A 21,492-nucleotide genomic window follows, 5' to 3' on the forward strand; every position below is an offset into this window, starting at 1 on the left:
AATGAGCAAAATTGGAATAAACGGCTTTGGCCGTATTGGCAGACTGGTTTTCAGAGCTGCATTAAAAAGAGGATTAGATATTGTAGCGATTAACGATTTGATCGAGCCAGATTATATGGCATACATGTTAAAATATGATACTACACATGGCAAGTTTGATGGTACCATTGAAGTTGTTGATGGTAACTTAGTTGTTAATGGCAAAACAATCCGCGTAACTGCAGAAAGAAATCCTGCTGATTTAAAATGGGATGCTGTAGGTGTTGAAGTGGTAATTGAATCAACAGGTTTATTCTTAACCCGTGTTGACGCTGAAAAACACATCGCTGCAGGTGCCAAAAAAGTAGTTTTCTCTGCTCCTGCTAAAGATAGCGACATCCCTACTTATGTAATGGGTGTTAACCACGATAAATTAACTGCAGATCAAACTATTGTTTCTAACGCATCTTGTACTACAAACTGTTTAGCACCAATTGCTAAAGTTTTAAATGATAACTTTGGTATTGTTGAAGGTTTAATGAGTACAATTCACGCGGTAACTGCAACTCAAAAAACTGTTGATGGTCCTTCTGCTAAAGATTGGAGAGGTGGCCGTGGTGGTTTTTCTAACATTATCCCTTCTTCTACTGGTGCTGCTAAAGCAGTAGGTATGGTATTACCTGAGTTAAAAGGTAAATTAACGGGAATGTCTTTCCGTGTTCCTGTTGCAGATGTTTCTGTAGTAGATTTAACTGCACGTTTAGAAAAACCTGCTACTTACGAGCAGATTAAAGCTGCGATGAAAGCAGCTTCTGAAGGCGAATTAAAAGGTGTGTTAGCTTATACCGAAGATGAAGTTGTTTCTTCTGACTTTATTGGCGATGATCATGCTTCGATTTTTGATGCTAAAGCTGGTATTTCATTAAATGATAATTTCGTTAAAGTGGTATCTTGGTACGATAACGAATGGGGATATTCTTCTGCATTAGCTAAATTTGTAGAATATTACGCAAGTTTGTAACGAAAAAATGCTTTAAGCTAATTTTCAAATCATATAAAAGGCAACATTATTCAATTAATGTTGCCTTTTTATTTTAAGACCAATTTTAACTGCCTAAAATTAATTTTAAAATCGTGATATAAATTTATTCTATCAAAATACGATACCCCATATCTGCTTAATGATTATTAAAAAGATAAAAACGGATTTAAATTGATGCAAAATCTATTTTTCAACTATAATAAAGCATAATTATGGACGAATACCTAAAAAACCAACTTTATTTAACAATTCCTTAACATATTTTTACCTTATATTTGCGACATCATCATTTTAAACTCTAAAATCTCCTCGAAAAAGACCAGGAAATAAAAAATGACAAAAAAAAAACTTAAAATTTTCTTAGTGTATTTTTTACACTATCAATTTTTTTACTATATTTGTATCATAATAAACGGAACGATGTTTATTATCAATAGAAAAGATAAATCACTTTCTGGATAAACCCAGGTTTAGAAAGAAAGTTAAAGACAAAGCCTGGCTCATAACAGGTTTATATTTGGTTAGAAAAAAGAGATACGTCTGGATGGAGTATCTCTTTTCTTTTATACGATGTTTTTTATTTTTCATATAACGATCGAACGCACCAATTAAAGCCCGTAAATGATGATCATCCTAAATTAAAATTTCTTTGAAGCAATTTAGATGCTTATTTATCTCGACAGTAAATTACCATCACGATTAACCTATTTGAAACATTCCTGATCCGAATAAGCTAATTTTTAGAATAAAACTTCTTTGTTTTATATTTGTTAGTAGCCATGATCATCTAAAAATTTTAGCATTGCCCATTAATGAGTAAGTTTAACAAGCCCTCAAACACCACAACTGAATATGAATTTCAGCGACTCCATAAACTGAGGCGCTACGACATTATTGATACCCCTCCAGAACTTCTTTTCGATCTGATTGCTGAAATAGCAAAAGTTACTTTTAAAGCCGCCGGATCATTTGTTTCGTTCATTGATGAAACACAGGTATACTTTAAGGCAAACACCAGCCCTATACAGGTTACTGTAATTAAAAAAGAAGATAGCTTATGTACAGTAGCTTCAAAGTCGCCAGAGATTACGCTGATCGAGGATACCAAAACCTGTGCTGAAGTAAAAGATAACACTTACGTTAAAATGGAAAAGGGTATTCGATTTTATGCGGCTGCACCCATTACCACTATGGAAGGCTTTGTAATTGGAGCAGTAAGTGTAATGGACGATAAGCCAAGGTATGATATTGAAGACGACCAACTGATTGTACTGAATTGGTTAGCCCGGATTACCCTGGAAAAACTCGAGTCGCGGCTAATTAACAGAATTTCTGTACGCGCTTATGATGACCGTTTGCACCGCTTGGCACATGATATGAAAAACCCCGCAACTTCATTGATTGCTTTTGGCCAACTTTTAGACAAAGGTTTACTCTCTCCAGAAAAATTTGCTTCATTAGGCCATAAAATTGAGCAAACTGGCCGGAAAATTGAGCAAACGATGAATAACCTGCTTAGTGAAGCCAAAAATGAGCATGCCACTATAGACCTCAGATTCGAAACCGTTAAAGTAATAAACCTGATTAACGCAGTGGCTGCAACTTTCGATTATACATTGAAAGAAAAACAGCAAACGCTGAAAATAAATTGCCAAACGGACGGTTACATCCAGGTAGACCAGGAACGGATTAATGATGTATTCAACAACCTGTTGAGTAATGCGATTAAATATTCGCACGAAGGGGAAACAATAGAAATCAACTGCAGTGCAGAAGCCAGTAATATTATATTCGAATTTAAAGACAATGGTTTAGGCATGACTAAAGAAGATATCACCAAACTATTTACCAAGTTTGCCAAACTATCATCAGTGCCAACTGCAAAAGAACGCTCTAATGGCATTGGTCTCTATATTGTTAAAACCCTGGTGCTGCTGCATGGTGGCAAGGTATGGGCTACCAGCGCAGGTAAAAATCTGGGCAGTTCGTTTTTTATTTCCTTACCAATAGAAAGCCCGCCGATATCAGATTAGCTTCATTTACTTCCAGAGTTATTTTAGCCATTATTTCAAAAGACCTTGAAATAAATTCACTTCTTAAGCAAGAAAAGCACGATCAGTACTGATTATTAATTGGTAATCTAAGTAAACTTTAATTTCTATAAAGAAAGTTTTTAACTAGGCATTTCATGATGAAGGCAAACAGCATCACTCAGACTAAATAATTCAAATGAAATGACTGCCCCATAATATTCAAATGAAAAAAGGATGTAACCAGTTGGCTACATCCTTATCTAAATTAACGCTCTCAACTTATGAAGTTGTATAAGGCTCTCACCCCTTATGTCTACAATATTACGACAGAAAAATTAAGATTTGATGAAGATTTTAATTCATTTTAAGATAAATTGAAATTTCTTTCATTTTTTCCAAACTACATCAAAATGAAAAATCAATGATTTAATGAAACTAGTGCCATCGTCACCTTATTAATTTATATACTTCATCAAACTACACCGGTTGTTTAACCATTTTGCTTCTGATTCTGCTCAGCGTTTCAAAGCGCATACCCAGGTAAGTGGCCACGCAGCGCAAGGGAACCTGAGATACATCAAAAGAATTTAACTCCATAAATTTCTCGTAACGCCTTTCGGCAGATGGGATGCGTGCCAGCATCGATCGTTCTGAAGCCGCATGATACTGGAGCTCAAGTATTTTTCGCCATATTATGTTTGTTTCCTGATAACTTTCATAAAGCTCATCAATCAATAAATATGGAATGGCCACTAATTCGGAATTTGATAATGCCTGCAAATATTCTATAGAGGGTTTAGGAGGAGCGCCAGGAAGTTGAATTGCGCCAACAAATTCGTTTCCTACGCTAATCCAGGTGGTAATTTCTTTATTTCCTTCTTTAATAAAACCCCGCACCAAACCTGAGGCCACAAAAAAAACACGATTATTATTATCAATAGGTGATAAAATGTGCTTATTCTTCATGATTTGAAGAGGCTCCACATTTTTCTCTATTTTCTTGATAAACCCTGATGTTATAGGGCATAACTTGCTGAAATAGTTTAAGACAGCGTTTACCAAAAATATCTTCTGGGATTCGAGCATATACAAATAGGAATAGACTTTAGACCCCTAATTATAGTGATTTCGATTGAAATATAAAAATATATTAGATTATCGTGACTATATTATGCTACGTATTAAGATGCGGATTGCTTAATAATTTGAAGTGCTAACCGATTTATCCAGGTAAAAATTCTGGATTTAGTTTGATCAAATTCCGGGAAAGACCGCCAAGCTTCACAAAATGTTTGTTCTAAAATTAGTTTAGCTTTTTCTTCATTTCCTACATACCTTATGATATTACCATAAACTGCTGCCGAGTATCTCTGATATAATGCTTTAAATGCAGCACCATCATAAGCCTCTAATGTTGTAAAAAGGAAATTGTCATCCGATAAATCAACTTCATGGCCGATACTTAGTTCTTGATGGGTAACCCTTTGGTACAAAGACTGCATGATGATTTGATTTTGGTTTAATAACACGCCTAGTTTATCTTTGTTTATGCAACGCCACCAAAATCAAACAACCGAACGGAGTACAAAAAATGCAGCTTCAGAATATCAGGTTATTTTGTTAAGCCGTTTCAGGATAAAGTTTTGAAAGGTTGCGGTAAGAAATATAACAATATTAAACACTAGCCCCTTAATGCTTAAAATATTATTTAAAAATATATTTGCAAGAGACAATGGTTATTGTATCTTTGCACCTCTCTGGAAGCTTCCACTCCAGAGTTTAAGAAAGCTTTCCAGTAATGGGAAGCTTTTCTTATTTTAATCGGTAATTATTTGCTGGCTGGTTATCAAATCGCACATCCATTATAATTTCTCTTCACATCAAATCTTGAAACGTTTGAAGTTTTGCAATAACATAAGTTGTAATATGGTTAAGACAGTACTTTAATATAGTCTCATCAGATTTCTAAATCTTATTACGTAGAAGTGTTCTTCAGTTCGCTTACACCTGTTCCGTAAACAGCTAACGGACAGACATACATGCAATCAAAAAAAATTAAGTTCAGTTCGATAAAAAAAATCCCGCCAAACTATTCGTTGATAGTTAGGCGGGATATAACAACCGATAAAATTTTTATTTACTTTTAAAAATCACTACAGCCAAAGGAGGTAGATCAACAGTTATAGAATATTTCTGCCCATTATAATCTTTCAAATCCGGAACAATATCCCCTCTGTTGTTGATACCGCCACCATAATAAACTAGATCATCCGTATTAAAAATCTCTGTCCATTTGGTTTTAAACGGCACCCCAATTCTATAATTCTCGCGAACCACAGGGGTTAAGTTTATGGCAATAATCAAAGTATCTTTAGCCTTTGGTCCTTTGCGCATGTATACAAACACAGATTCATGTGTATTGTCGGCATCAATCCATTGAAAACCTTCATGACTAAAATTGAAGTGATATAATGCGGGTTCTTTGCGATACAGAAAATTTAAAGCTTTAACTGTTTCCTGCATACCTTTATGCGGCGCATATTGTAATAAATGCCAATCTAATGATTGCGTAAAGTTCCACTCACTGGTTTGACCAAACTCATTGCCCATAAATAGCAATTTTGCCCCCGGGTGCGTAAACATGTAACCATATAGCGCCCTTAAGTTGGCGAATTTCTGCCAATCATCGCCAGGCATTTTATAAAGCATGGGCGATTTACCATGTACTACCTCATCATGAGAGAAAGGTAACATGAAATTTTCGGTAAAAGCATAAGTCATGCTAAAACTTAATTGATGATGGTGGTTTTTCCGTCCGAGGGTTTCTACCTTAAAATACTTTAAGGTATCATTCATCCAGCCCATCATCCATTTCATACCAAAACCTAATCCCCCGGCATGTACCGGATGGGTTACACCAGGATAAGTGCTACTTTCTTCTGCAATGGTTTGTACGCCCTCAAAATTTCCGTAAACAGCAACATTCAGGTCTTGCAAAAACTGTATGGCGCCAAGGTTTTCACTTCCCCCATATTCGTTTGTTGCAGCGTCTCCATCTTCTCTGGAGAAATTGAAATATAACATCGAAGCCACAGCATCTACCCTCAATCCATCAGCATGATACTGATCCAGCCAGAATATAGCATTACTGATTAAAAAAGAACGAACCTCATTTCTATCATAATTAAAAATATACGATTTCCAGTCAGGATGAAACCCCTTGCGCATATCGGCATGTTCATAGAGATGCGTTCCATCAAATTCATACAGGCCGTGTCTATCGCCGGGAAAATGAGAAGGTACCCAATCCAATATTACAGCAATATTGGCTTTATGCAATGCATCAATAAGATACATTAAATCCTGCGGTGAGCCATAGCGCGAGCTTGCCCCAAAATAACCGGTTATCTGGTAGCCCCAGCTCGGAAAATATGGAAACTCCATTACAGGCATCAGCTCTACATGCGTAAAACCCATTTCTTTTACATAAGGCACTAACCTGCTGGCCACTTCCCTGCAGTTTAAAACCCGTTCCGGATTGTCCGGATCGCGTTCCCAAGAGCCTAAATGTATTTCATAAACGGATATAGGTTGATCTAAAGCATTCAGTTTTGCCCTTTTATTTAACCAGGTCTTATCTTTCCAGGTGTAATCGGTATCCCAAACAATAGAAGCAGTTTGCGGCGGATGCTCCCACCTGCGCGCATAAGGGTCACCTTTTAAATGTTCAGATTCATCAAAGCCTTTTACAAAGTATTTATAAACTTCGCCTTTGACTATACCCGGAATAAAACCTTCCCAAATACCGGATTTATCCCATCGTTTGTTTAAGCCATGTGAGGTGTTGATCCAATCGTTGAAGTTACCTACCACACTTACGGTAATGGCATTTGGTGCCCATACCGAAAAATAAGTTCCGGCTGTACCATCAACAGTAATCAGATGCGAACCCATTTTTTCATAGAGCCTGAAATGTTTTCCAACCAGGAAAAGATCAATGTCGTAATCGGTATATAAACTGTGTTCCCAAACCCCTTTTGTATGGTCGGGTTTGGCTAAAGCTGTTTTTTTTAAAGTAACTTTTTTGGCTGATGGCATAGCTGTTTTTTGGCTAGATAAATTTAGCCCCAAATGCTAAACAACATTCGGGGCTAAAAGATTTACAGACTCAAAATCTGTATCTGGGAGAAGTTTTTATTGCATTTGAAATGCAGTACATACTGATCGTCTGTATAAAAATCGGTGATTTCTTTATTATCGATCATGATTTTTTTCACCTGGAACTTTACGCCGATAACGTTACAAACGTATAGTTCATAATTCGGCGTGTACAATCCTTCAATACGTTGGTTTACCTTTATCGCCTGCATATCGCCTTTTACGGTAAATTTCTTTTCGAGATAAATATCCTGCTCGTAAGCAAAGGTATCACCATGGTCTTCATACATGTAAGAATTTACTTCGTAATCACTATGATAGATATTTAAAACCACTTCAGTAATTGATTTTTCATCCACATACTGCATTACCGGATATTCCGGTAAAACAGAACCGGCGCGCACAAACATTGGCATACTGTCTATCTTGGCGTCAACAGTATATTCATTACCACCTTCTAAAATTTCATTGGTCCAGAAATTATACCATGTGCCTTTAGGCAGATAAACTTTGCGCGAAATGGCCCCCTGCTCCAGTACCGGACAAATCAAAAGTTTATCGCCATAGCAAAATTCATCCTGACGGAAACTGTTGCTGATGTTTTCCTGCTCGAGCATGACCAATGGTCTTAAAATCGGGAAACCATAACGGTGATGCTCCCAGAATACTGAATACAGGTAAGGCATTAAACGGTACCTGAGCTCAATAAACTTGCGGTTAATATTTTCAAAAAACTCACCAAAACTCCAGGGCTCACGCTCGGCTGTATCACCAGCAGAGTGCGCACGCATAAATGGGGAGAAAGTACCCAGCTGAATCCAGCGGGTAAATAATTCACCATCGGGCTCTCCACTAAATCCACCGATATCTGTTCCGCAGAAAGGCACACCAGAAACCGATAAACGCTGGCACTGAATATTTCCGATCTTTAAGTGTTCCCAGGTGGCAATATTATCACCGGTCCATACACTTGCATAGCGTTGCATACCCGAATAGCCAGCTCTTGTAATGGTAAACGGGCGTTTGTTGCGCATCAGTTTTTTAAGTCCTTCGTAAGTAGAACGAACCATCTGCATGCCGTAAACATTATGCGCTTTACGGTGCGAGCCGCGGTAACCATCATAATTGTGGCGTACATCGTTCGGGAAGGTACCTGAACCGAACACCGCCGGCTCATTCATGTCATTCCAGAAACCGGCTACACCCATGTCTACCAGCTCTTTGTATAAATTACCCCACCAGGTGCGCACCTTTGGATTGGTAAAATCAGGAAACTGGCAGCGGCCAGGCCAAACATGCCCTTCCATATAATAATCGTCGCTGCGTCGACAGAAAAATCTTTTCTCTTTACCTTCTTTAAACACCCAGTAATCATCGTCTACCTTAATTCCAGGATCGATCATTACCACGGTTTTAAAACCATCATCCGAAAGTTCTTTGATCATTTTCGGCGGATCTGGAAAATACTTTTTATTCCAGGTAAAACAGCGGTAACCGTCCATGTAATCAATATCCAGGTAAATGGCATCGCAAGGAATTTTACGCTCCCTAAATTGCCTGGCTATTTCTTTAACCTTAGCTTCGGGATAGTAGCTCCAACGGCATTGTTGATAGCCTAAAGTCCATTTTGGCGGCATAGGATGCGTACCCGTTAAAGTAGCATAACGTTTAACTACATCCATAATATGTGGGCCATGAATATAGTAATACTGTAATTCGCCACCATCGGCCCAAAAACTGGTTTTATTTACATCTTCTGAACCAAAATCAAAGTACGATTTAAAAGTATTATCGAAGAAAATACCATAAGCGGCCTGGTTATGTAAACCAATATAAAATGGTATGGTACGATATAGCGGATCCTGGTTCCATCCAAACGAATAGGCATCGGTATTCCAGTTTTCGAACCGCCTGCCCCGTAGGTTGAAATTCCCCGATTTATCACCTAAACCAAAGAAATTTTCTTCGGGGTGACATTTTTTGGTTGCATAGATATAATAACCACCAAAATCTACATTTTCTTCCCAATGCATAGAGTTGGCTTCATCAACCATCATTACATTGGTAATATTATCGTGGAAAGAAATATGGAAATTTGCTTTTTCTATTTTACAGGTTACCGAATGGGTAGAAACGGTATAATGATCATCATGTTCCTGCATTTTAAAAACAGAAACCTTTTGGTCTACCTCTGGTACTGCGTAAGAGAAATCATCAAGAAAAACACCATGTGGCGCCAGGCGTACCCTAATAATCTCATCGCTTACCACCCGAATTTCTACTCTTGCATCACCGTCTGAGAAATAAAAACGATTGCCCTCTTTCTTTACTTTTTTTACCTCGCCAAGATATTGTTTAACAATTGGTTTTACCGATATATCAACTGGATTGTTTAAATGCTGTACTTCCTGTTCCTTTTCGATCAGATCACTTGTCTCGCTAGGTTTGTCGTTTTGCGCTTCCATCCTTATTTATTCAAAATTTTAAATTCATAGCTCTTAAACCGGGATTTGCTTAAGAAAGTACTATAATACAAATATTTTATTAAAAGGGATCAAGCTTTTTTTCAAGGCCTGTTGATTAAAGTGTATTATTTACACTAAGTCAATCTTTCTTCACCGTGCATAAAACGTAAACAATTAAATTTTAGATTAACCCGAATGCAGGCCATTTCATGAAATTATATCCGATTGAATATAAAAACAAGAGATACAAATGGAATTATATCCGAAAGGATATAGTTTAAATTATCAAAACAAGCTTTCAGATACAACAAAATAAATTCAAAACATTTTAAAAAAAAAGCCCATTGTATCAATATACAACGGGCTGCTCAAAATTTAATGAGTATTTCCTATGGATTAAAAGTCAATCCGACATAGTAGATCGCACCAGCCATAGGATTACCATAAGAGGTGATATAATATTTATTCAACACGTTAGAACCGCCCAATTTAACAACTGATTGCACTGAAGGGATTCTTAAACTCACCTGGGCATCTAAAGAACTGTAGGCAGGTACCTGGCCGGAAGCAAAAGATGAATTCCAGTAGAACTGGTCCTGCCAACGGTAAGAAACGTTGAAACCAAAGTTTTTAATAATCTCTTTATTACCCAAGCCCAGATTATAACGGATTTTAGGCGTATTGAAATCGTTGATGTAGTTAACCGGCAAATCGCCAATCTGGTTATATGAAACGTTACCACTCATGTTCCATTTTCCTACCAGGTAATCAAGACCTAAGGCAGCACCATAAGAGGTTACTTCACCTGCAGCATTAACGGGAACACCAAATTTAACAAAGCTTCCGTTTACATTCTGATAAACGTCAACAGCAGTAATAAAGTCTTTGTAAATATTGTAATAACCGTAGGCATCAATCAATAAATTAGGCAAAATCAAGCCTTTATACCCCAACTCATAAGATTGTACACTTTCTGGACGTACACCTCTCGGATCGAAAGTATACTGCTGTAAAAGTGTCAGATTAGGGGTACCAGTAGTAGCAGCAGAAGCTAAAAAAGCACGGTAACTTACATCGGTGTAAGGCTTATTGCTATCGAGGTGATATTTAGTAAACATAATTTCCGGCAATCCACCGATCAGTCTTTGCGAACCACCGCCTACTGAAAGATCAATGTACTGGTTTTGCGTAGTTGGGTTACGGTAACCGGTTTGGTAAGAAACCCTGATGTTGTTATTTTTGGCAACCGTAAATACACCGGTTATTCTTGGTGTAAAACGGCCTTCAAAATTCTGGCTTTTATCATAACGGCCGGCAAAAGTAAATTTAACCTTATCCTTAAAAAGTTTTTTACCGATCTGTCCAAATGCACCATATTCCTTAATATCTATGGATTCATTCAGATCGTTAAAAATAGTACCTGCCGAGTTTAAATCATATAAACGGTATGATGCTCCTACCTGAAATTCGACCACTTTATCAAAAAGATTGGTAAAGTTGTACATTCCCTCGTAATGATAAAGATTTGATTTATCATCGAATTTTGCCCCATAAATACCTTTCGACGGATCGGAAGCACTGATGGTGGTATTCATAATCTGATCTTTTGCCTGCAGGAACTGTGGGGAGCCAGGCTGAAAATAAGCGCTACCACCTACTGACGCAGAATTGGCGGCCGTTCTGGCAGTTAGCTGGGCCTGCGCATCCGTTTGCCCGGCCGCTCTGGCACCAACATAATTACCTACGTATTCGGGAAACCAGGCCTGCGAAACTTTTGCTTTTTCATTGATGTAGCTACCGAGGATAGATGATATATAAGAATCACCAGAGCGTTCCTGTGTAGTATATCCGCGCAATAGAAAATCTTCACCTTTTAATTCTAACTTGTACTGGCCTACATTAAAGTTTCGGAGGGAATAACGATCTGAGCCGGTGTACACCGAAGTACCTGTTCCCCAATTTGCAAGAAAAGTTGCTTGAACGGTATTGCTGACATTATAATACAATGCACCAGATGCCTTTAACGATTTTGTATTATAATCAACCAGATCTGATTCATTATAACCGTTTCTGGTAATATTTTGATTCGGGATTAATCCAGGAGTATTTATTCCAACATAAAAAGGTCTCGTTTGTGTATTTGTAGAAAGAAAAGTCGCGATCTGAGCCGGGCTGGGCACCTGTCCGCCAGTAGCAAGCCCGTAATTTTTAATATATGTTGCCTGTCCTGAAGCCAATACACTCTGAGCCACATTCCTCATATTCTGACTAAGCTCATCTCCGTAAACATTTATTCCATCATAGTTCGTATCGCTGTTACGGTCGCCAGCTTTAGCTGTTCTCGCAACCCGGTCGAAATTTGAATAGTTGTTTCCAAACCAATCTTTGGCCTGTAGGAATGAAAATGCTGCTTTTACCCCAAACTTATTGTTCCATGATTTGGCCATACGTACATCCAATTGATTAAAAGGCTGTACTGTACTGTTATTATCGTTAACATGGTTAACGCCTGTTTTGTATTGAAAGCTGGCTCCCGGATATTTAAACGGGTCTTTTGAAGTCATTAACAACGTACCGCTGATACCACCTGCACCATAAAGTGCAGACGAGGCGCCTGGTAAAAGTTCTACATTATCTACATCAAGCTCGGTAATACCGACGATATTACCTACCGAAAAATTCAGTCCCGGAGCCTGGTTATCCATTCCGTCTATATATTGGTTAAAACGGGTATTGCCGTTAGAATTAAAACCACGGGTATTAATAGACTTGAAAGTTAGACTCTGCATGCTGCTTTCTACCCCTTTCATATTATTCAGCGCATCGTAAAATGATGGCGCAGCAATTTCCCTAATGGTGGCCGCACTCATGCGCTAAATAGAAACCGGCGACTCTAAAATACGTTCTGGTGTACGCGAAGCCGAAACTACTACATCACCTCCCAATACAACTGCCGTTTCGAGTTCGAGATTAATACCTGATGTACTTCCGGAAATCTGCTGTTCTACCGTACCGTAGCCTACATAAGACGCCACTAAAGTAAAAGGTAATTTTGCTGTTGTACTAAAGCTAAAAGTGCCATTGGCTGTGGATGCCGTACCACCAGATTGGCCTTTGATGGTTAAACTAACCCCAGCTAATCCTTCTTTAGATTGCTTATCCTTTACGGTTCCGCTCACCGTAATATTCTGTGCCCGTGCTGCCATATTACTAGCAAACACAAATAATAACACATAGAAGATCTTTGTAAAAATTCTGCTCATACGCGATTGTTAATTTGGTTATTTGTATTATTAGTTATATAAACTTAATTTCTTTTTTTCAATTAAGCAAATGATGCAAGCATAATAGTTTCAAAACAAATTATAATTTTGATTGATATACAGTTTGTTGTATTTTGCATTAGACATAAACCGTCATTTTGCCCTATCTTCGCGAAAGACTTGTTAGCTAGCCATTATGAATAAAATTAAAGCCCTGTTCTGCATCGTCATTCCGATCGCATTAGCTTTTTTATTTAATACCAAATTAGGCAATACGCCTCCCGTGTTAAAATTTCTAAATCCTTTTATGGGTTTCTGGCAAAATGCAGAGAACAATCATTTTATGTTTAACCATAAAGCGAAAATAAAAGGGGCGATTGATAAAATTGAAATCGTTTTTGACGACCGCATGATCCCCCATATTTTTGCGCAGAATGATCATGACCTGTATTTGGCACAAGGTTATGTTACGGCTATGCACCGCCTTTGGCAAATGGATTTTCAGACCCGTTTTGCTGCTGGAAGAATTAGTGAAGTAGTGGGCGATAAAGCCATAGAGGTAGACCGGTATCAGCGCAGGATGGGCATGGTTTATGGTGCGGAAAACTCCCTGAAAGGCATGATGGCCGATCCAAAAGCAAAAGAAATGATTTTAGCTTATACGGAAGGGATCAATGCCTACATCAAAACGCTTTCTAAGGCCAATTATCCCTTAGAATATAAAATTCTCGACTTTAAACCCGAAAACTGGACACCTGTAAAATGTGCTTTATTATTAAAACAGATGTCGGCAGTGTTGGCTATGGGTTCAGATGAATTTTACATGACCAATATCCTAAAAAAATTCGGTCCGGAGGTGACAAAAAACCTTTTTCCAGATTATCCTTTCCGTGAAGATCCGATTATTCCTGTTGGCACAAAATGGGATTTTTCTCCATTACCAATACCCAAAACACCGGAAAGCTTCACACAAGCTCAAACCGGCGAGGTTAAAACAACTCAAAAAGTAGAAGGAATTGGAAGTAATAACTGGGCACTGTCTGGCGCTAAAACTGCTTCAGGATATCCCATCTTAGCAAACGATCCCCATTTAGATTTAACGCTTCCATCCATTTGGTACCAGATCCAACTACATGCACCCGGTGTAAATACCTATGGTGTTTCTTTACCTGGTGCCCCTGGTGTAATTATTGGCTTTAACCAGAAAATAGCCTGGGGCGTAACCAATGTGGCTGCTGATGTACTCGATTTTTATCAGATTAAATTTAAGGATTCGACCCATAACGAATATTGGTACAACAATAAATGGAAAGCCACCACCAAAAGACTGGAAACCATTAAAATACGTGGCGGAAAAGATGAAATAGATACCGTTTATTATACCCATCATGGTCCGGTAGTGTATTTTCAGAAACCGAAATATGGCAGGGCCGACAATGTACCTGTTGGTGACGCGCTCAGGTGGATAGCCCATGATGAATCAAACGAACTCATGACCTTTTATTACCTTAACCGGGGGAAAAACTATAATGATTACCGCAAGGCTTTAACTTTTTATACTGCCCCCGCTCAAAACTTCGTTTTCGCCAGTGTTGATCATGATATCGCCATTACACCAAATGGTAAGTTTCCTTTAAAGTGGAAAGATCAGGGTAAATTTATACTGGATGGAACCGATCCTGCTTACGATTGGCAGGGATGGATCCCAAATGCACAAAATCCAACGGTTAAAAATCCGCCACGCGGTTTTGTGAGTTCGGCCAACCAGTCTTCTACCGATACGACTTACCCGTACTATATTAATTGGGAGTTTGCTCCTTACGAGCGGGGCAAACGCATCAACGACCGTTTATCGGCAATGAACAAAGCTACTCTAGATAGTATCCGATTGATGCAGACTGACAACTATAGCATTATGGCACAGAACCTGGTTCCAGCTTTATTGCCTTTACTAAACAATGAACAGTTAAATGCTACGCAAAAAGAAGCATTGGCTTACCTACGAAAATGGAACAAACGTTATGATGCCCATGAAATTGCGGCCAGCGTATTCGAAATTTGGACTAAACGCTTATCGTATGATATCTGGGCAGACGAATTTGAAGTGAAAGGCATCCCAATGCGTTATCCTTCAAGAGACCGTACGGTAGAGATGATCTTAAAAGAACCTAACGCAACCTGGTACGATAACATCAACACCAGCAAAAAAGAAACGTTATCTGATCTGGTAAACGAATCTTTTAAATATAGCTGCGATAGTTTAGAAAGGCGCTTTGGCCCGATAAATAAGGATTGGGACTGGGCAAATGTAAAACAGACCAATGTACCGCACCTGGCCAAAATACCTGGATTCGGCTCAAAGGTTTTACAGATTGGTGGCGCCAAAAGCACCATTAATGCTTTGAGCGAAACCAACGGACCGTCATGGCGGATGGTGATCGAGTTGGGTAAAACGCCAAAAGGGCACGGTGTTTATCCGGGTGGACAATCGGGTAATCCCGGAAGCAAATTTTATGATAACATGATCGATACCTGGGCAAACGGTAAATTATACGATCTGTTTTATATGCAAAGTCCTGACGATCAATCAGGCAAGGTTATTTCTCGTTTAAAAATTTCTAAATAGGTTAAAATGGTTTTCATTGTTATATTAATAATCTGTTTCCTTCTACAAATGATTGCCCCCTGGTGGATCATCATCGTAATTTCTTTTGCCACCTGCGGCATTATCGGGAAAACGGGTAAAATAGCCTTCTGGCAATCTTTTCTTGCGATTTCTCTGCTATGGATCGGCTATGCCCTATTTAAAAGCTTACCTAACGACAACGTGCTGGCTGGGCGTGTAGCAGTGATGACAGGGATAAAAATATGGTGGGCACTGCTTTTGGTTACGGGTATTTTAAGCGGCTTGGTGGCCGGAATAAGCGGTTTTTGCGGATATCATTTCCGCATGGCGATGCTGGCTAAAAAAACTGACGAGAAAATAGCATAATGCTTTGTACTTTTGCCGTGTGAATTTAACCGCTAACGAGATTTTTTCTGTAAAAGACAGTCATGCATTTAACGCACTTGCCTTAAATATTTTTAAGTTACAAGCCCGAAATTGCAATGTTTACCGCGAATATATCTTTCACTTAGGTGTTGATGCCGATGCAGTAACTGAAATTGCAGAGATTCCTTTTTTACCTATCAGCTTTTTTAAAAGCCATGCTGTTCTAAGTAGTAATGAACCTGTAGAAATTACTTTCAGCAGTTCGGGTACAACGGGTATGATTCAAAGCAGTCACCATGTAACCAATGTTAAGTTATACGAACAAAGTTACCTGCAGGCTTTTGCGCAGTTTTATGGAGATGTATCTGAATATTGCTTTCTGGCACTGCTCCCTTCCTATCAGCAAAGGTCGGGTTCATCATTAATTTACATGGTAAACGATCTGATCGAAAAGAGCAACCACCCGCAAAGTGGTTACTTTTTATATAATTATGAAGACTTGTTACAGACGCTGCTCGATCTGAAATCAAAAAAACAGAAAACAGTTTTAATCGGTGTAACCTATGCCCTGCTCGATTTTATCGAACAATACGACATCAATTTCCCTGAACTTATTATAATGGAAACCGGAGGAATGAAAGGGAAACGTAGAGAAATGGTGCGCGAGGAACTTCATGCACAGTTAACCAAAGGATTTGGTGTAAAAACCATCCATAGCGAATATGGGATGACCGAACTGCTTTCTCAAGCCTATTCTTTGGGCGAAGGTATTTTCAACTGCCCAAGCTGGATGCATATATTGATCCGGGATACCAATGATCCGTTAAGTTTAATCGAAACTGGCAGAACAGGTGGGATCAATGTGATCGATTTGGCCAATATCAATTCATGTTCATTTATTGCCACACAAGATCTGGGCAGAATCAATCCCAATCAGAGTTTTGAAGTATTGGGCCGGTTTGATCATGCTGATATCAGGGGATGTAATCTATTGGTACAGTAAAATGGTCTTAATTTATTGCAGATAAAATCAGAGTGTTTGATTCTTTTGGAAAGCTACCACAGTATTCCATAGTTTATTTCAGTCCCGCTCTGCGTACTGCCGGGGAAAACGGCATTCCTTCGATCGGGTTTAGATTAATTGGGTCGCTACTGCTATTTTCGTTTTCCCGTGCACTGCCTGAAGTATATAGCCCTGATCGAAGCGTACACGAAGTAAAGCGAAGAGCAGGAATTACTTTAATCAAGTTGAAAGGCTTTGCGCTCAAAAAAAAATCGAGATTAAATAAGCCGGTATTTTTTAATAAATCTTCGCAGGTAAATTATAAATTAGTTTACCTTATCAGAGCAACTGGCACATAAACCTGTAGCAATCAGATTAAGATGATCTACCTTAAATCCTGCCGGAACTTTTAATGCCGGAATCTTAACAGTATCTAAACAGTAAATTTTATGACAGTTATCGCAGTTAAAATGTACATGTTCATCATGGTGCTCATGTGCACTGCAACCATCAGAACAGATGGCATAATTGGCCGTTCCCTGCTGGTCTAAAACCTTGTGGATAATCCCTTTTTCTTCAAAAGCCTGCAAAACCCGGTATAAGGTAACACGGTCTGCATCTTTTCCCATCACCTGCTCTAAATAAGGCTGAGATGTTGCAGAATCCCTTCCACTTAAAATTTCCAGCACCTGCAAACGCGGAGCAGTTCTTTTTAGTCCATTCTTAACCAAAAGTTTTTCGAAACGTGCAGTATTATCTTCCATAGCAATACAAAAATAAGCAATTAATAAATGAGTTTGGCATTTTTGATGGTTATTGGTGGTTTATAACTCGCGTCCTTTTCTTCTAATTTTAAAATCCCCTGCACGTGAATCGGTTTTTCGCTATAAGGCACTTCATTTGCCATCTCTATCATAATCATTACCGGAATACCGTTTTGGCCGCAAAAATAACATTGATTAATGGGCAAAGTGGCCAAGAGAAATTTTTGCTGTTTCTGTCCGCTTTTTATAGGGATCAGATAACCAGTTAAATCAAATTCCCTGTTTTCAAAACGCCTGATTGTTTCTGTAAAAAGAGGCAAAAGTTCATTCTTATCGGTCAGTTCAAACTTTACCGAGGCAATTACATCCCAGTTTAAAGATCGCAACTGATCTTTTGGACTATGTTTTTGCGTTTGTGCCGTGGCTATGCAAACTGAAAACAGAAGGAAAATAACGCATAAATATTTCATTTTTTAACTGCATCTAAAAGAAAAAAGATAGATCGGCTATCGCCAGAATCATTAATTATAAATTTTCCACGAAGTGTAATGGGTTCTTCTGTCCAATTGATGGGTTTTAAAGTCTTTACTTCAATCATGGATGGAATGTCGCCAGTACCACAATATGGGCAGGAGGCTACCGGTACCATAGAAAACATAAATTCGTTAAAGCTATTACCAACTTTAGTGGGAATAATATATCCCGGAAGTTCAATTACCTTATTATGTATGGCCTTTAATGCAGATGGAAATACTGCCTGCCAAACCAGGGGCTTTACCTGCTTATCGTATTTCAAACCAATAAGGTTCCATGTGGCGGTGCGCGTTTCGCTATGAACAGCTACCTGGGCAACTGTAGTCATGGAAATTAAAACCAAAAGTGCCAGCATATATTTCTTCATAATCGATTTAGATTATAACTGTTTTGCATTTAAGAGAAAAAATTCACTTCTGTCATCACCTGAATCGTTAATGATGAAAATGCCCCTAAGCTTGATCGGTTTTTCTGTAATGGGGATCGCATTTAACATCTTTACCTGTATCATTGATGGAATATCTCCTGCTCCGCAATAAGGACAAGATGCTATAGGCACAATAGAGAACATGAATTCGCTAAATTTCGCCCCTACCTTGGTCGGGATAATATAACCTGGCAGTTCAATTATCTTATTGTTTAATGCCTTTAGTGCTGGCGGAAAAACACTCCCCCATTTGCGGGGTGCAATTTCGGCATCGTACCTCAGTCCGATTAAATTCCAAGTTGGCGTGCGCATGTCAGTATGTACCCTAACCTGCGCAGCCAATACCTGGCAACCTAAACATAAGAAAACTAAAAAAACCAATTTCTTCATCACTTAACGGTCTTTCGTTAATGTTGCAGCAATATCAACTTTGTAAATCTGCATGGCTGGAATAAGCGAAGCCAAAGCGCCAATGAACAGTCCGATCCAGATTAAATATATTTCTTGCGGAAAAGCAGTTAGCCCAGTTAATTTTGCTTGAGAAGTTTCCTGATAAATTCCGATTACTTCTAGCGCAGCATGCCCGATCAACAATCCTAAGCAGGTGCCCATAAATGTTACCAAAACCCCTTCAAACATGACCAAAAAAAATAACTTGGGTTTTGATGCACCTAAACAACGCATAATGGCCAGGTCGTATTTCCGTTCTTTCATTGCGTTATAAAGGCTGATAAAAATACTCAGTGCAGCAACTCCCATAATAAATATGGCAAACCATTTTAAAGTATCAATTCCAACGCCGATGAGCGAAAACAACCTTGCACTTTCCATTGCTGGGGAGGCTGCCTGCATATTGGTACTATGGTTAACCATCCGCGGGAAAACAACTACCGACATTGGCGATTTATATTGGATCAATAATGCGGTAATCTGCTTATCGTTAATTTCTTTGGCTTCTTCTGCAGCGGTATGCTTATGGTTTTCGGTATGCTTCTCTTCGTGCATTTTGTACACACTGCCAATATTGGTGAGAATCAGGTTATCAGTTATATTTCCCTGTGGTTTTAAAATTCCCATAACCTGGTAAGCGTATTTTTTATGAATATCTCCGCTACCGGTTAAACCATGCGCACCAAAAAAAGAATCGCCAATTTTAAGACCTGATGTTACCGCAACGTTGCTACCCAGGGTTACTTCTAAATCTTTATGCCAATAACTCCCCTTTTGGATTGATAAGCCATAAAGGTTCGTAAAACTACTATCAGTACCCACAATACGGTAACCGCTATAATTGTCGCCTAAAGCCAATGGAACGGCCCTTTTAACCATAGGGTTGCGCATTAATTGGTATGCATCTTTAGCCGGAATATTGCCAGTTGGATTATCAATATGGTAAACACTGCTCAATATCAGCTGTAACGGACTTCCTTTTGCGCCCACAACCAGATCAATATCCTTTGCATTATTTTCCAGTTTATTATTGATCTGCGTAGAAGCCAGGAAAAGAACAGAAAGGATGCCTACACCAAAGGCAACTAAAATAATATTAAGAATGGTAGTTAACCGATTCCGGACAAGGTTTTTGCTACTGATTTTAAGGATATTCATTAGAGAAGATAAGTTTTAGTAAGGTGATCCCGAACCCTTGCATCGTGTGTGGCTATAATCAGTGCAGCACCGTTATCTTTGGCCTGGGTAGTCAGCATTTTGATTACCTGATTGGCATTTTCATCATCTAAACTCGAGGTGGGCTCATCTGCAATCAAGAGATCTGGTTTGTTTACCAATGCACGCGCTACCGAAACCCTTTGTAACTGGCCCTGACTTAATTGATCGGGATAATTTTTAGCCAGATCGCCAATACCCAGATCAGCTAAAAGCGAGCGGTTTCGTTCATGATCTATTGGCAAACCAGCCATTACAGCGGCAAGCTCCAGGTTATCGAGCACATCAAGAGAACGGATAAGATGTGGTCTTTGGAAAATGATACCAATATGTCTTCCCCTAAACCTATCCAGTCCCCGTACAGGCAAATTATATAAATCGGTTCCGTTAATTAAAACTGCACCCTGGCTCGGCTTTAAAAGACCTGAAATAATATTAAGAAGTGTACTCTTGCCACTGCCCGAGGCACCTAGTAAAAGCCATTGCTCCATATCGCCGATTTCCCAACACGGAAACTTCAACCTTCTCCCCTTGTCGTAAACATGTGCTAACGAATTAACCCTAATCATGATGTACTGTTTTTTGTACTTTTTTAATCGATAGATTTTTTATCGCATAACGCCTGTAAAGTTCTATCCCATCGTTTGTGCCATGTTTACAGGCAGGGCTTAACATTGAAATAAACAATAATGCAGGAATAAATAAGATTTTATATTTCATTGATATAATTGATTATTGATGATCCAATGGACAGCTTTTAAGCATTCTTAAATTAATATAATGGGCGGCGGCGATGGTGAGGCCACCAATGGGAATTAAAATGGGTTCTAATAATTCAATGCCCGAAAAATGCCCAAAAGCTATACAGGCAAAACCAGTAACAAGTACCAGCATTGGCATTACACGGCGGTGCTGTTTTCGATATGCAGTACTTAAACTCCAGATACCAATAACCAATGAAACTGCAATCATGGCAATTTCAACTGCTTCATTAGCTAAAAACCCCATCCCCCATAAAGGCAAAACGGTAATTAAAAATGGCAATGCGGCACAGTGTATGGCACAAAGTGTTGAAGCCGTAATGCCTATCCTATCGAGGTTGATTTTGTAGATCCTTTGTTTCATTCCAATAAATTTATCCCCAAATATAAAAGCAATCTAGTTGCA

General features: G+C 38.8%; 19 protein-coding genes. 5 read left to right on the forward strand and 14 right to left on the reverse strand.

Translation table 11 applies throughout. The annotated features are described in order from the left end of the window. Nucleotide 1: 1 nt before the first annotated feature. Together gap and BLR60_RS09525 are read left to right on the forward strand one after the other, a co-directional pair. The gene (gene gap / locus BLR60_RS09520) at nucleotides 2-1,000 is read left to right on the forward strand and encodes a type I glyceraldehyde-3-phosphate dehydrogenase (protein WP_090499152.1); all 999 of its coding nucleotides are present in this window, start codon (nucleotides 2-4) and stop codon (nucleotides 998-1,000) included. A gap of 833 nt (nucleotides 1,001-1,833) precedes the next feature. Next, the gene (locus BLR60_RS09525; protein WP_090499154.1) at nucleotides 1,834-3,054 is read left to right on the forward strand and encodes a GAF domain-containing sensor histidine kinase; all 1,221 of its coding nucleotides are present in this window, start codon (nucleotides 1,834-1,836) and stop codon (nucleotides 3,052-3,054) included. A 477-nt stretch (nucleotides 3,055-3,531) separates the two neighbouring features. Here the strand turns inward: BLR60_RS09525 and BLR60_RS09530 are convergent, their stop codons facing one another. From BLR60_RS09530 to BLR60_RS25195, 6 genes are all read right to left on the reverse strand, one after another. Further along, nucleotides 3,532-4,020: a Crp/Fnr family transcriptional regulator gene (locus BLR60_RS09530; RefSeq protein WP_143009055.1), complete on the reverse strand. Its 489-nt coding sequence runs from the start codon at nucleotides 4,018-4,020 to the stop codon at nucleotides 3,532-3,534. A 215-nt stretch (nucleotides 4,021-4,235) separates the two neighbouring features. Continuing rightward, nucleotides 4,236-4,583 (reverse strand): sigma factor, encoded by a 348-nt coding sequence (locus BLR60_RS09535; RefSeq protein WP_090499158.1) that lies wholly within the window; start codon nucleotides 4,581-4,583, stop codon nucleotides 4,236-4,238. Nucleotides 4,584-5,187: 604 nt separating this feature from the next. Continuing rightward, a complete protein-coding gene (glgB, locus tag BLR60_RS09540) occupies nucleotides 5,188-7,152 on the reverse strand; it encodes a 1,4-alpha-glucan branching protein GlgB (RefSeq protein ID WP_090499160.1) in 1,965 nt (654 codons plus the stop codon). Between the two features lie 62 nt (nucleotides 7,153-7,214). Continuing rightward, nucleotides 7,215-9,677 carry a glycoside hydrolase family 31 protein gene (locus tag BLR60_RS09545; protein ID WP_090499162.1) on the reverse strand — a complete coding sequence of 821 codons (2,463 nt, stop codon included), beginning with the start codon at nucleotides 9,675-9,677 and terminating at the stop codon, nucleotides 7,215-7,217. A 389-nt stretch (nucleotides 9,678-10,066) separates the two neighbouring features. Continuing rightward, nucleotides 10,067-12,547 (reverse strand): TonB-dependent receptor domain-containing protein, encoded by a 2,481-nt coding sequence (locus tag BLR60_RS09550; RefSeq protein ID WP_244155627.1) that lies wholly within the window; start codon nucleotides 12,545-12,547, stop codon nucleotides 10,067-10,069. Nucleotides 12,548-12,550: 3 nt separating this feature from the next. Then, nucleotides 12,551-12,940 carry a carboxypeptidase-like regulatory domain-containing protein gene (locus BLR60_RS25195; RefSeq protein ID WP_244155628.1) on the reverse strand — a complete coding sequence of 130 codons (390 nt, stop codon included), beginning with the start codon at nucleotides 12,938-12,940 and terminating at the stop codon, nucleotides 12,551-12,553. Between the two features lie 196 nt (nucleotides 12,941-13,136). Between BLR60_RS25195 and BLR60_RS09555 the strand changes: the two genes are divergently transcribed. From BLR60_RS09555 to BLR60_RS09565, 3 genes are read left to right on the forward strand one after another with little or no spacing between them, the layout of a single operon-like run. Further along, nucleotides 13,137-15,566: a penicillin acylase family protein gene (locus BLR60_RS09555; RefSeq protein ID WP_090499163.1), complete on the forward strand. Its 2,430-nt coding sequence runs from the start codon at nucleotides 13,137-13,139 to the stop codon at nucleotides 15,564-15,566. A 6-nt stretch (nucleotides 15,567-15,572) separates the two neighbouring features. Next, nucleotides 15,573-15,932 (forward strand): hypothetical protein, encoded by a 360-nt coding sequence (locus BLR60_RS09560; RefSeq protein WP_090499165.1) that lies wholly within the window; start codon nucleotides 15,573-15,575, stop codon nucleotides 15,930-15,932. Nucleotides 15,933-15,951: 19 nt separating this feature from the next. Further along, nucleotides 15,952-16,935, forward strand: a complete 984-nt coding sequence (locus BLR60_RS09565) for a LuxE/PaaK family acyltransferase (protein WP_167354713.1) — start codon at nucleotides 15,952-15,954, stop codon at nucleotides 16,933-16,935. 326 nt (nucleotides 16,936-17,261) lie between these two features. On the opposite strand, the gene BLR60_RS09575 is transcribed toward BLR60_RS09565, so the two are convergent. From BLR60_RS09575 to BLR60_RS09605, 8 genes are read right to left on the reverse strand one after another with little or no spacing between them, the layout of a single operon-like run. Continuing rightward, on the reverse strand, nucleotides 17,262-17,699 hold the full coding sequence (locus BLR60_RS09575) for a Fur family transcriptional regulator (protein WP_090499171.1): 438 nt from the start codon (nucleotides 17,697-17,699) through the stop codon (nucleotides 17,262-17,264). A 20-nt stretch (nucleotides 17,700-17,719) separates the two neighbouring features. Then, the gene (locus BLR60_RS09580) at nucleotides 17,720-18,169 is read right to left on the reverse strand and encodes a hypothetical protein (RefSeq protein WP_090499173.1); all 450 of its coding nucleotides are present in this window, start codon (nucleotides 18,167-18,169) and stop codon (nucleotides 17,720-17,722) included. Next, nucleotides 18,166-18,600 carry a hypothetical protein gene (locus BLR60_RS09585; protein WP_090499175.1) on the reverse strand — a complete coding sequence of 145 codons (435 nt, stop codon included), beginning with the start codon at nucleotides 18,598-18,600 and terminating at the stop codon, nucleotides 18,166-18,168. Before BLR60_RS09585 ends, BLR60_RS09580 begins: the two co-directional genes overlap by 4 nt. A gap of 12 nt (nucleotides 18,601-18,612) precedes the next feature. Then, nucleotides 18,613-19,050, reverse strand: a complete 438-nt coding sequence (locus BLR60_RS09590; RefSeq protein ID WP_090499176.1) for a hypothetical protein — start codon at nucleotides 19,048-19,050, stop codon at nucleotides 18,613-18,615. A gap of 3 nt (nucleotides 19,051-19,053) precedes the next feature. Continuing rightward, a complete protein-coding gene (locus BLR60_RS09595) occupies nucleotides 19,054-20,268 on the reverse strand; it encodes an ABC transporter permease (protein WP_090499178.1) in 1,215 nt (404 codons plus the stop codon). Continuing rightward, a complete protein-coding gene (locus tag BLR60_RS09600; RefSeq protein WP_090499179.1) occupies nucleotides 20,268-20,894 on the reverse strand; it encodes an ABC transporter ATP-binding protein in 627 nt (208 codons plus the stop codon). Before BLR60_RS09600 ends, BLR60_RS09595 begins: the two co-directional genes overlap by 1 nt. Further along, nucleotides 20,887-21,045 carry a hypothetical protein gene (locus BLR60_RS24830; RefSeq protein WP_167354714.1) on the reverse strand — a complete coding sequence of 53 codons (159 nt, stop codon included), beginning with the start codon at nucleotides 21,043-21,045 and terminating at the stop codon, nucleotides 20,887-20,889. The genes BLR60_RS09600 and BLR60_RS24830 overlap by 8 nt, the downstream gene beginning before the upstream one ends. Before the next feature lie 12 nt (nucleotides 21,046-21,057). Further along, nucleotides 21,058-21,450: a MerC domain-containing protein gene (locus tag BLR60_RS09605; protein WP_090499181.1), complete on the reverse strand. Its 393-nt coding sequence runs from the start codon at nucleotides 21,448-21,450 to the stop codon at nucleotides 21,058-21,060. Between the last annotated feature and the right edge of the window lie 42 nt (nucleotides 21,451-21,492).

Source organism: Pedobacter terrae (genome assembly GCF_900100705.1).
GTDB classification, from domain to species: Bacteria; Bacteroidota; Bacteroidia; order Sphingobacteriales; family Sphingobacteriaceae; genus Pedobacter; species Pedobacter terrae.

What these genes read in the sequence shown, in the direction of transcription:
- gap (WP_090499152.1), top strand. Translation starts at nt 2, where the DNA reads ATGAGCAAAATTGGAATAAACGGCTTTGGCCGTATTGGCAGACTGGTT.
- BLR60_RS09525 (WP_090499154.1), top strand. Translation starts at nt 1,834, where the DNA reads ATGAGTAAGTTTAACAAGCCCTCAAACACCACAACTGAATATGAATTT.
- BLR60_RS09530 (WP_143009055.1), bottom strand. Translation starts at nt 4,020, where the DNA reads ATGAAGAATAAGCACATTTTATCACCTATTGATAATAATAATCGTGTT.
- glgB (WP_090499160.1), bottom strand. Translation starts at nt 7,152, where the DNA reads ATGCCATCAGCCAAAAAAGTTACTTTAAAAAAAACAGCTTTAGCCAAA.
- BLR60_RS09545 (WP_090499162.1), bottom strand. Translation starts at nt 9,677, where the DNA reads ATGGAAGCGCAAAACGACAAACCTAGCGAGACAAGTGATCTGATCGAA.
- BLR60_RS09550 (WP_244155627.1), bottom strand. Translation starts at nt 12,547, where the DNA reads ATGAGTGCGGCCACCATTAGGGAAATTGCTGCGCCATCATTTTACGAT.
- BLR60_RS25195 (WP_244155628.1), bottom strand. Translation starts at nt 12,940, where the DNA reads ATGAGCAGAATTTTTACAAAGATCTTCTATGTGTTATTATTTGTGTTT.
- BLR60_RS09555 (WP_090499163.1), top strand. Translation starts at nt 13,137, where the DNA reads ATGAATAAAATTAAAGCCCTGTTCTGCATCGTCATTCCGATCGCATTA.
- BLR60_RS09560 (WP_090499165.1), top strand. Translation starts at nt 15,573, where the DNA reads ATGGTTTTCATTGTTATATTAATAATCTGTTTCCTTCTACAAATGATT.
- BLR60_RS09575 (WP_090499171.1), bottom strand. Translation starts at nt 17,699, where the DNA reads ATGGAAGATAATACTGCACGTTTCGAAAAACTTTTGGTTAAGAATGGA.
- BLR60_RS09580 (WP_090499173.1), bottom strand. Translation starts at nt 18,169, where the DNA reads ATGAAATATTTATGCGTTATTTTCCTTCTGTTTTCAGTTTGCATAGCC.
- BLR60_RS09585 (WP_090499175.1), bottom strand. Translation starts at nt 18,600, where the DNA reads ATGAAGAAATATATGCTGGCACTTTTGGTTTTAATTTCCATGACTACA.
- BLR60_RS09590 (WP_090499176.1), bottom strand. Translation starts at nt 19,050, where the DNA reads ATGAAGAAATTGGTTTTTTTAGTTTTCTTATGTTTAGGTTGCCAGGTA.
- BLR60_RS09595 (WP_090499178.1), bottom strand. Translation starts at nt 20,268, where the DNA reads ATGAATATCCTTAAAATCAGTAGCAAAAACCTTGTCCGGAATCGGTTA.
- BLR60_RS09600 (WP_090499179.1), bottom strand. Translation starts at nt 20,894, where the DNA reads ATGATTAGGGTTAATTCGTTAGCACATGTTTACGACAAGGGGAGAAGG.
- BLR60_RS24830 (WP_167354714.1), bottom strand. Translation starts at nt 21,045, where the DNA reads ATGAAATATAAAATCTTATTTATTCCTGCATTATTGTTTATTTCAATG.
- BLR60_RS09605 (WP_090499181.1), bottom strand. Translation starts at nt 21,450, where the DNA reads ATGAAACAAAGGATCTACAAAATCAACCTCGATAGGATAGGCATTACG.